The 8,739-nt window shown below is 65.5% G+C and carries 9 protein-coding genes; 5 read left to right on the plus strand and 4 right to left on the minus strand.

Going from position 1 to position 8,739, the window contains the following annotated elements; genetic code table 11:
• Nucleotides 1-94 precede the first annotated feature (94 nt).
• From RDM88_RS09900 to RDM88_RS09910, 3 genes are all read right to left on the minus strand, one after another.
• Nucleotides 95-982, minus strand: coding sequence for a radical SAM protein (locus RDM88_RS09900; RefSeq protein ID WP_308754682.1), 888 nt, complete (start codon nt 980-982; stop codon nt 95-97).
• A complete protein-coding gene (locus tag RDM88_RS09905; RefSeq protein ID WP_308754683.1) occupies nt 979-1,398 on the minus strand; it encodes a C-GCAxxG-C-C family protein in 420 nt (139 codons plus the stop codon). The genes RDM88_RS09900 and RDM88_RS09905 overlap by 4 nt, the downstream gene beginning before the upstream one ends.
• A gap of 182 nt (nt 1,399-1,580) precedes the next feature.
• Entirely contained in the window at nt 1,581-1,925 is a 345-nt protein-coding gene (locus RDM88_RS09910; protein ID WP_308754684.1) for a helix-turn-helix transcriptional regulator, read from the minus strand.
• A 321-nt stretch (nt 1,926-2,246) separates the two neighbouring features.
• Here RDM88_RS09910 and RDM88_RS09915 point away from each other — a divergent pair, with 321 nt between their 5' ends.
• The 3 genes from RDM88_RS09915 (at nt 2,247) to RDM88_RS09925 (ending at nt 5,880) form a co-directional block, all read left to right on the plus strand.
• Nucleotides 2,247-2,759, plus strand: coding sequence for a ferritin-like domain-containing protein (locus tag RDM88_RS09915; RefSeq protein WP_308754685.1), 513 nt, complete (start codon nt 2,247-2,249; stop codon nt 2,757-2,759).
• Between the two features lie 63 nt (nt 2,760-2,822).
• On the plus strand, nt 2,823-3,488 hold the full coding sequence (locus RDM88_RS09920; protein ID WP_308754686.1) for a zinc ribbon domain-containing protein: 666 nt from the start codon (nt 2,823-2,825) through the stop codon (nt 3,486-3,488).
• A 169-nt stretch (nt 3,489-3,657) separates the two neighbouring features.
• Entirely contained in the window at nt 3,658-5,880 is a 2,223-nt protein-coding gene (locus tag RDM88_RS09925) for a hypothetical protein (protein ID WP_308754687.1), read from the plus strand.
• Nucleotides 5,881-5,969: 89 nt separating this feature from the next.
• Here the strand turns inward: RDM88_RS09925 and RDM88_RS09930 are convergent, their stop codons facing one another.
• Nucleotides 5,970-6,692: a glycerophosphodiester phosphodiesterase family protein gene (locus RDM88_RS09930; protein ID WP_308754688.1), complete on the minus strand. Its 723-nt coding sequence runs from the start codon at nt 6,690-6,692 to the stop codon at nt 5,970-5,972.
• A gap of 194 nt (nt 6,693-6,886) precedes the next feature.
• Here RDM88_RS09930 and RDM88_RS09935 point away from each other — a divergent pair, with 194 nt between their 5' ends.
• A complete protein-coding gene (locus RDM88_RS09935; RefSeq protein WP_308754689.1) occupies nt 6,887-7,543 on the plus strand; it encodes a hypothetical protein in 657 nt (218 codons plus the stop codon).
• A 170-nt stretch (nt 7,544-7,713) separates the two neighbouring features.
• Nucleotides 7,714-8,481, plus strand: coding sequence for a hypothetical protein (locus RDM88_RS09940; protein WP_308754690.1), 768 nt, complete (start codon nt 7,714-7,716; stop codon nt 8,479-8,481).
• Nucleotides 8,482-8,739: the final 258 nt, after the last annotated feature.

An 8,739-nucleotide genomic window follows, 5' to 3' on the forward strand; every position in this document is an offset into this window, starting at 1 on the left:
TCGTCATCCGGCGGCGCGGCGCGTGAAAAAGCCGCGGAACCCATCCGCGGCTTTCCTGCTTTTGGCGTTCCCTGTGGATACGCACTCCATGTCTTTACACGCCCTCCAGGTCAAAGGGGGGCGTGTATTCTTCTTTTGCGGAGCTTTTCTCCTGCATGTAGCCGCGGATTCCCAGCTCCCGCGCGCGCTCGAGCACCCTGCGGTACTCGTAGCTGCTCACCCGCCGGCCGATCTCGGGGAACTCCCCGCTGCGGTAAAAGGGGGTGTACTGGCTCATGACGCTCACGCGGATTTCCTCCAGCGGCAGGTTGTCCGCGATCCATTCGAGCACCGCGATCGAATCGTGCAGCCCGCCGGGCAGCACAAGGTGCCGGATGACGAGCCCTTTTTCAAGCAGGCCGTCCGCCCCGAACCGGACGGGCCCCACCTGCCGGAACATCCCGGTGATCGCGGCGGCAGCCACCCGGAAATAGTCGGGCGCGCCCGAATAGCGCGCCGCGCGCGCCGCGTCGGCATATTTGAGGTCGGGCAGCCAGACGTCCGCCGCTTTCCCGAGCAGCTCCAGCGTTTCGGGCGACTCGTAGCCGCCCGAATTGCAGACGACGGGGATGCTGAGCGTCGGGCGGGCGCGCTCCACCGCCTCGACGATCCAGGGCGCCCAGTGGGTGGGGTTCACAAGGTTGAGGTTGTGCGCGCCCTGCGCCTGCAGCTCCAGAAAGATCTCCGCCAGACGGTCGACGGAAATCTCCTTTCCGAAGTTTTCCGCGCTGATCCGGTGGTTCTGGCAGAAGCAGCAGCGCAGCGGGCACCCGGAGAAAAAGACGGTCCCCGAGCCGCGCGTCCCGCTGATGCAGGGCTCCTCCCACCGGTGCAGGGCCGCGCGCGCGACACGGGGGAGCGCGCCGCCGCCGCAGAAGCCCCTTCCCGTTTTCCGGTCGGCCCCGCAGGCGCGCGGGCAGAGGGTGCAGTGCTCGAGCCTCATTTCCCTTCGCCGAGCAGCTCCCGCTCGACGAGCCCGGCCGCATAGATCACCAGCTCGCGGCAGCTCTTCCCCTCGCCCGCTTTGCGCCGCTCGATCAGCTCATGGCAGACGGTGCTGCCGTTTTCCGCCCGGAAAACGCTTTCCAGCTCTTTGATCCGCGCGTAGGTCGCCGCCTTGGTGAGCCCCTTTTCGGGCGAGCCGCTGCTCCCCTGGAGCCCCGCGAGCATATAGGCCGCGCTCGTCGCGCCGCATACGCCGCTGTGCATGCCGCCGATGCCGCCGCCAAATCCCTCGGAAATTTTGAACGCCGTCTCCTCGTCCATGCCGAAGAGGTCGCAGTAGGCGCAGAGCACCGCCTGCGCGCAGTTGTAGCCCTGTTTGTGCAGCGCCACGGCCTTTTCCACTCGATTTTCCATCTTTTCGCTTCCTTCTGAACAGTTGTCCCCCGCCGCAAAACCGACGGGCTTTTGATCATAAATGTACGATGGTCGCCTGCGGCTATTATACCAGCCCGCGCCCCGGTTGTAAATCGCCCGGCGCGCAAAAAGGCACGGACCGCCTTTGGCGGCCCGTGCCTTTTCTTTTCGGTGATCCAGTCTCAGAAGAGCTTCCCGAGGCTGATATAGTTCTGAATCAGCAGGCTCAGCTCCTCCTGCCGCTCGGCGGGAAGCTCCTGCGCCGCGAAAAAGCTGCGCTGGAGCGCCGTCAGCCGCCTGCTCTCCGGGGAGATCAGATCCTCGTCGAAGAGGCGCATGGTCTGGAGCTTCAGGCCGTCCGCGATCTGGTCGAGCGTCTGCACCGTCGGGTTGCCGTTGACCCGCTCCAGCCTGCTTACACAGGCGGTGGTCATCCCCGAGGCGAACGCCAGCTGCTCCTGTGTCATTCCAAGGGAAGTGCGTACAAATCGGATGTTACGTCTGATTACCTCGTTGCTGTTTGACATTCGCCACACCCCTTTTCGACATCATAATACATTTTTCGACCCTTTTCAAACTACCATAGTTCTAGAAGTATGTTACCAGTATTATATGTGTTTTCCATTTGTGTAAAAGTCCTTTCCAAATTTGTGCATCATTTTTTCAATCCGGTTTTTTTTGACAAAACAACCACTCGCAGGAGGCGGTAATTATACTTTTATTATAAGTTTTTTATGACTACAGGGGAAGTCCGGGACCGCATCTTTTCCAAAAAAATTTTTTCAGTCTGTCCGCGGACCGCCGCGCATATCCATAAATATGTGAAAAACCTGACAGGAGGGACCCCCATGAGCGATCAAAACGCCACCCCCTGCGCGGCGCCGGAGCCCTATCCCCCCATCCGTGTGGAACGGCCCAATCCCCGTTACGCGCAGATGCTGCAGGCCAATTTTGCCTCCGCGTGCAGCGAGCTCACCTCGATCACCCAGTACACCTACCACAGCCTCGTGCTCGGGCGGACCGCGCCCGGGACCGCCGACACCCTTCGACGCATCTCGATCACCGAGATGCGCCACCTCGACATCTTCGGCAGGCTCATCCTGCTGCTCGGCGGCGACCCGCGCTACTGCTCCCGGCGGCAGGGCTGCCCGGTGGCCTGGAACGGCAATATGGTGACCTGCCACGCCGACCTCCGCGAGGCGGTGCGGAGCGACATCTCCCTTGAACAGACGGCCATCCACACCTACCAGTACCAGACGGCGGCGATCGAGGACTGCTACATCTCCGCGATGCTGAACCGCATCATCCTCGACGAACAGCTCCACATCCGGATCTTCCGCCAGATTCTCGAAAGCTGCTGACCGGCTTGCATTTTCCGGAGGCTGTGCTATCATATTTCCAGAACCCCCGGAAGGAGGAACGGCATGGTCTGCCCTTACTGCAAAAAACGCATCCCGCGCAAAAGCGCCTACTGCCTGCACTGCGGCGCGCCCCTCTCCGCCCCCGCGGGGGCGAACGCCCCTTTGGTGCGCGCCTGCATCCTCTGCGGGCGGCCGCTGCCCGAGGGCGGCGTCTCCGACCTGTGCGACGCCTGCCTGCACGGGGATGCGCCGGGCCCCAGCGTCCCGCCCGAGCCCGAGCTGCTCCCCGACTTCGACGAGAGCCCGCCCGGGGACGCCGCGCCGAACTCCCGCCGCCGGCCGCCGCGCTGGCTGCCGCCCGTCCTGCTGCTCCTCCTGCTCGCGGCGGGAGGGCTCCTCTTCTTCCTGCTGCGCCCCGGCGCGGACGCCCCGGGAGAACAGTCCGGCGCGAATGCCGAAGCGGAGCGGTACGCCGTCTCCTGCGCGCAGGAGATGGTCCGCGGAGAGGCCTACGACCCCGCCAGCGTCCACTTCTACCAGCAGGGCCTGTCGGTCGTCGAGGAGGCGGGGGTCTACACCGTCTCCCAGCGGTTCGACCGCAACACCGCCTCCGGGGAAACGCTCACTGAAACCTACACGGCAAAGCTCACCCTGTCCGACAGCCTGGACGGCTACTCCCCCCTGATGCTGGAGGTGGGGGGCGGCGTCCTCTACGACAACCGGGAATGAACCACCCGCCCCGGGCTTTTTTCCGCGCGGCGGGACGGGGGCCGCGTATGCGGTTTTTTATTGCGGCGCGGGGAATCTCTGTCCCCCCGCGGCTTTCGGCCGGGTTATATGAGTAGACGGAAAGAGAACGTGTCCGGAAAATACGAGAGAAAAAGGAGGGCGTCCCACCATGAAAAAGCTGCTTGCACTGCTTCTGGCGGTCGGCTGTGCGCTGTCGCTGAACGCCGCTGCTTTCGCGGCGGCCTACGACATCCATACCGACCCGGCCGTCGGCGCCATCCTGAACGGTGAGGGCGAATCCGCCTGCGACTCGGGCTATGACACTCTGAAGCCCGGCGACGACTACTATTACATCATCGGCCCCTCTTCCGTGGCGGGGTACGGCATCCTGACCGACAAGGACGCCGTCCGCTTTTCGATGAAGAAAAAGGCCAACGGCAAGCTGGTCAGCGGCGCCGGCATCGTGGAAAAGCGCTTCAACGGCACCCGCTACGTCTGCATCAAATTCTCGATCCGGGACAACTTCTCCGCCGACGAATACAAGGTAGAGATGGAGGCGCAGATCAGGGCCCGCAAGGATTTGGTCGTCACCCACTACCCGAGCCTTGGGGATCGGGATTTCTTTCCGATGTTCAGGCCCGCGGCTCCTTCGGCGCGAGGCGCGGAACTGACGCCCGAACAGCTCGGCGACGCCTACGAGCAGGCGGTCAGGGACCTGGCCGCCGCGGAGAACAGGCAGAAGGACCTGCTGAACGAACTGAAACGGCTGGCCGCCGGCGCGGGTTACGCCGCGTTCAGCACCGGCAACCCGGCCGAAACCATTCCCGGCGCCGGCGCGCTGAAAGCCGAGGCCGACAGGCTGCAAAAGGCCTGTGAGGAGCTGGAGGCGCAGTACGGCGCGGAACAGAAAACCCAGGCGCGCGCGGCCGAGGCGGAACAGCTGCGGCAGCAGATCGCCGCGCTTGAGGAGAAGATCCGGGAGGTAAACGGGCAGATCGCCGGCCTTCCCGCCGGACAGCCCGCCGACGCCTCCCGGCTCCAGGAGGCGCTGGCCGCGCTCAATCAGAATATCGGCGATCTCACCGATGCGCTCACGGGAGCGGGCGTCGACGTCCCGGCCGCCCTCGCGCTTGGTGAAGGCCTCTCCACAGAGAATCTTCCCCGGACGCAGGATCCGGACGCGCCGCTCAACATCTTTGCGTCCGAATACGCGAAGGCGGACCCGGAGGACAGGGACGCGTCCAACGTCAACGCCGTCCTGGACGGCCTCCGGGGGGAGGGGAGCCTCTTCAGCGGCATCCCCCTGATCGGCGGCGAGGACGGCGGCTGGGACGCCGTCGGCGGACAGCTCTGGACGCTGGCGGTCGCTCAGGTGTCTCAGATCGGCAATATGGAAGGGCAGGCCGAAGATTTGCAAAGCCGGATCGACGCCGCGCAGCCGGCGGCTGACAGCGGCGACCGGATGCGGGAGCTCGGCGGCCGCCTCGCGGCGCTGGAGAAGGACAGGGCGGGACTCGAAGCACGGTATCAGGAGCTTGCCGCGGCAAATACCGCTCCGCCCGGCGTGCCGGTCACCATCGAACAGGTGAACCGGGCCAGATCGGACGCCGACGCCGCGCGGGCGAAATACGACGCGGCGGTCAAGTATGAAGAGACCCGCCGGGAGTGGGCGGAACAGAAAAACACCGTCGTGCCCGCCGCCCAGAAGGCGAAGGACGACGCCTGCAAGGCATATTTCGAGGGCGCGACCCAGGAGGAGCGCCTCCAGTCGGGCAAGACCTATTCCCACACCTTCAAGCTCTACGTCCAGAACGAGAACCGCGTGGACGACGACGCGGTCTTTACGGTCGGCGAGAAGGGCGTTGTGATCAGGCCGGTCAAAAACGAGCGCAACGTCGTCACCTGGGAGAATGCGGACGGCCCGGTCGCTTCGATGACCTTCCTCGCGGACTCGGACGCCGGCTGCTACTGCCCGCGCCTCTCCACCCGCTGGAACGACGCCGACTACCTTGACTACTTCCACGACGTGGACGCCTACCTCTTCGACTTCGTCGACAACCCCCGCGTCCCGGCGGCGACCCGCCCGACCCTCTCCCTCCGCAACCCCTTCTCCGACGGGGACGGCGGCCTGACCGTGCGCGAAAGCCGCATCCACGTCTATGGGGTGGAAGGCGGCGAGCTGATCGACAAGACCCACCTCTTCAGCTTCGGGGAAAACGACGGGGGCGACCGGGTGCTCTCCATCCGGACCTTCACGCTGGGCACCTACATCGTCTCGGACGGCAAGGCCGACCTGCCCGAAAGGAGGCCGTCCGGCCGCCCGGCCGACGCCGAAAAGCCCGCCGTCGAGATCAACAACAACCGGAAGTTCGTGCCAAACACCGGGCGCTGACTTTCCTGTCGGACTTCCGGGCTCCACCACAGACGGAGGGACGCCCCCGGCCATCGGCCGGGGGCGTCCCTCCGTCTGTTCCCGTCCGGCTACGGGCGGATCGCTTCAAAGATCATGCCGTCGCTCCTGGCGCGCGCGAGCCTGCCCTCCTCCGGGGTGCGCACCGTCCACGCGAGCAGCGGGAGCTTTTGGCGGCGGCATTTCCGCCGCAGCTTTTCGGTGATGCCGCCCAGCTCATAGGCGACGAACTGGGGCCTTGAAATGCAGTTGAAGAGCATGTGCCGCAGCGCGAACGCGCGCAGCCCGCCCCGCAGGCCCTCGTATTTCCGGCAGGCGAGCTGGCCGCACACGAGGTGGGGCGCGTGCCGGCGCAGCCACCAGACGGTGAGGGGGTTGAAGGACTCGAGGATCACCGGGCCGCGGTAGCCCGCGAGCTCCCGCACGAGCGCGCGCTCCAGCCCGCCGGGGAGCCCGCCGTTCTTGAGTTCGATGAGCAGCGGCACCCGCCCGCCCACGCAGGCAAGCGCCTCCCGCAGCAGCGGGATAGCGCAGGCGGTGCCGCCCAGCCGCAGGCGGCGCAGGCTTCGGAGGTCCGTCCGTTCCACGGTCCCCCGCGCGCCCGTCATCCGCCGCAGGTCGTGGTCGTGGAAGACCACGAGCGTCCCGTCCAGCGCGCGGTGCACGTCCAGTTCGATCGCGTAGCCCGCCTCGGCCGCCGCGCGAAACGCAGGCAGGGAGTTCTCGGGAATCCCCTTCTCCGCCGCGTGCAGCCCCCGGTGGGCCACCTTCCGGTATCCATTCAGCAACATCATTGCGCAAATCTCCATGACAGATTGATCGGCCGGATTCCCGGCCGGTTCCATTTTATCACGCGCCGCGCCCCGCCGCAACGCCCGTCCCGTCTTTCCGGGGAAATTGGCGGAGATTTCATGCATTATTCACATTTGGCGGGTATAATGAAGCTGTTCTTTACCGGACCCCAACACAGCTATCAGGAGGAACCGACATGAAAAAACCGATCTCCCTGCTTCTGGCCGTCCTGACGGCGGCCGCGCTCGCGACCACCGCCTTTGCGTCCTCGATGGGCGGCGTCGTAAAGCCGAACGAAAACGGCGACAACACCGTCACCTTCGGCAACGACAACGTCACCTACGCCAAGCTCTCCTTCAAGGCGGATTCCGACGCGGAAAAGTTTTACGTCGGGCTGTCGACCGACTGGGACGACTGCGCCTACGGCGCCGACTTCTACGACCTCGACGCCTACCTCTACGCCTTTACGGTGAACCCGTCGATCCCCGCCACCTCGGCGCCCACTCTGCTGCTCTACAACCGCTTTGTGGACGACGACGGGGAGCTGACCGTCAAGCCGGGCGACGTGACGATCTACCAGGTGAAAAAGACCGGCCTCACCGACGTGACCTCCAGCTTCACCGCCACCGAGACGGGCGACGGCGACCCCGTCTTTGCGATCCGCACCCGCGTCCCCGGCACCTATGTGATCTCGGCGCAGAAGGTGGAGAACGCCTCCGGCGCGCTCTCCCCGCGCAGGATCACCGACGCCGACCGCGCCGAAGAGCGGCGGGAGGCCGCCTCCAGGCCGGCCTCCGACGCGCCCGAGGCCGCCCCCAGGGCCAAGGCCGTCCTGCCCTCCTTCGCCAAATAAGACCGCGCGCCCCGTCCCCGTCCGCAAAGGGCGGGGACTTTTTTTCCGCCGTCCGCAGGAAAACGCGCCGAACGCCGCACTCTATGGTTGGAGCTTTGCGCATTTTGTGTTATGATTGTGTTGCGGCGGCCGCCCGGAGGGGCGGCGCGGCCAGATGTGGGGGGATTGCCATGGGCAGCAGGGACTACCGCACCAGAAAAATCGAATATTACGGGCGTCCGATGGGCGCGCTGAATCTCTATATCTACCTGCTTCTGCCGGTCTTCGTCGTCTGGCAGGCGGTCAGCTTTACCTGGCGCGCCACCGTCGCGAGCGCGCAGTTCGGGACGGTCACCGAGTTTTTGTCGGCGTTCATCATCCTCGTGCTCGGCGCCGCGGCGTGGCTGTCGGTCTACGGCGTCGACCGCTACGCCTTCTTCAGCAACATCGTCTTCCTCTTCGCGGCGGGGGCGTCGCGCGTCGTCCAGACCTTCTTCCCCACCCTGCTAGACGGGCGGAGCGGAGCGGTCCCCGCCGACCTCCAGGCGGGCATCGCCCCGGCGGCGCAGGCGGCCCTCTCGATTTCCGGCGGCCTCACGGCCTTCTTTTCCTCCCTTCAGGAGGGGGTCGCCGCCGCGGCCGGGAGCTCCCTTTCGATGTTTTCCGGCGGGGGGATGGGCGCGATGGGCGGCATGGACCCGTCCGGTGCGATGGGCATGGCCGGGATGGGCATGCCCGGCATGATGGGCGGCGCCCAGGCCGCCGGGAGCACCTCCCTGATCGGCAAGCTCGTCGGGCTGTTCGTCAAGACGGGCGAGGACTTCACCCTCTTCGCCAACACGGTCGAGTGCGGCCTCTTCGTGCTTGTCTGCCTCTTTTTCCTTTTTTACTTTTTCGGCAACCGGAAGTTTTTCTTTTCCTCCCTTGAGGATTTCCGCGTGCGGGACGAGGCGGACTGAAGAAACGCTTTTTTTCCGGCTCCGCTGCGGCGGGGCCGGATTTGTTTTTTCCCCGCACCCCTCCCCCCGCCCGCGCATATCCTGTCAATGGGGGCGTTCCCCCGTCTTAGGAAGGCAGCCAAAGCTGCGCCGCTCTGCCGTACCATGCCTTCCCGGGCAGATACCAGCCGTTCTCCTGTTACACCCGACCCTCCTGTTATAACCACACCGGCACAGATGTCCCGCGCCCGCGGCTTTCGCGGGCGCGGGCGGGGCCGG

Origin of the sequence: uncultured Anaerotruncus sp. (assembly GCF_902490045.1) — a bacterium.
Taxonomy (GTDB): domain Bacteria; phylum Bacillota; class Clostridia; order Oscillospirales; family Ruminococcaceae; genus Anaerotruncus.

What these genes read in the sequence shown, in the direction of transcription:
- RDM88_RS09935 (WP_308754689.1), top strand. Translation starts at nt 6,887, where the DNA reads ATGAAAAAACCGATCTCCCTGCTTCTGGCCGTCCTGACGGCGGCCGCG.
- RDM88_RS09940 (WP_308754690.1), top strand. Translation starts at nt 7,714, where the DNA reads ATGGGCAGCAGGGACTACCGCACCAGAAAAATCGAATATTACGGGCGT.
- RDM88_RS09910 (WP_308754684.1), bottom strand. Translation starts at nt 1,925, where the DNA reads ATGTCAAACAGCAACGAGGTAATCAGACGTAACATCCGATTTGTACGC.
- RDM88_RS09925 (WP_308754687.1), top strand. Translation starts at nt 3,658, where the DNA reads ATGAAAAAGCTGCTTGCACTGCTTCTGGCGGTCGGCTGTGCGCTGTCG.
- RDM88_RS09900 (WP_308754682.1), bottom strand. Translation starts at nt 982, where the DNA reads ATGAGGCTCGAGCACTGCACCCTCTGCCCGCGCGCCTGCGGGGCCGAC.
- RDM88_RS09930 (WP_308754688.1), bottom strand. Translation starts at nt 6,692, where the DNA reads ATGATGTTGCTGAATGGATACCGGAAGGTGGCCCACCGGGGGCTGCAC.
- RDM88_RS09905 (WP_308754683.1), bottom strand. Translation starts at nt 1,398, where the DNA reads ATGGAAAATCGAGTGGAAAAGGCCGTGGCGCTGCACAAACAGGGCTAC.
- RDM88_RS09920 (WP_308754686.1), top strand. Translation starts at nt 2,823, where the DNA reads ATGGTCTGCCCTTACTGCAAAAAACGCATCCCGCGCAAAAGCGCCTAC.
- RDM88_RS09915 (WP_308754685.1), top strand. Translation starts at nt 2,247, where the DNA reads ATGAGCGATCAAAACGCCACCCCCTGCGCGGCGCCGGAGCCCTATCCC.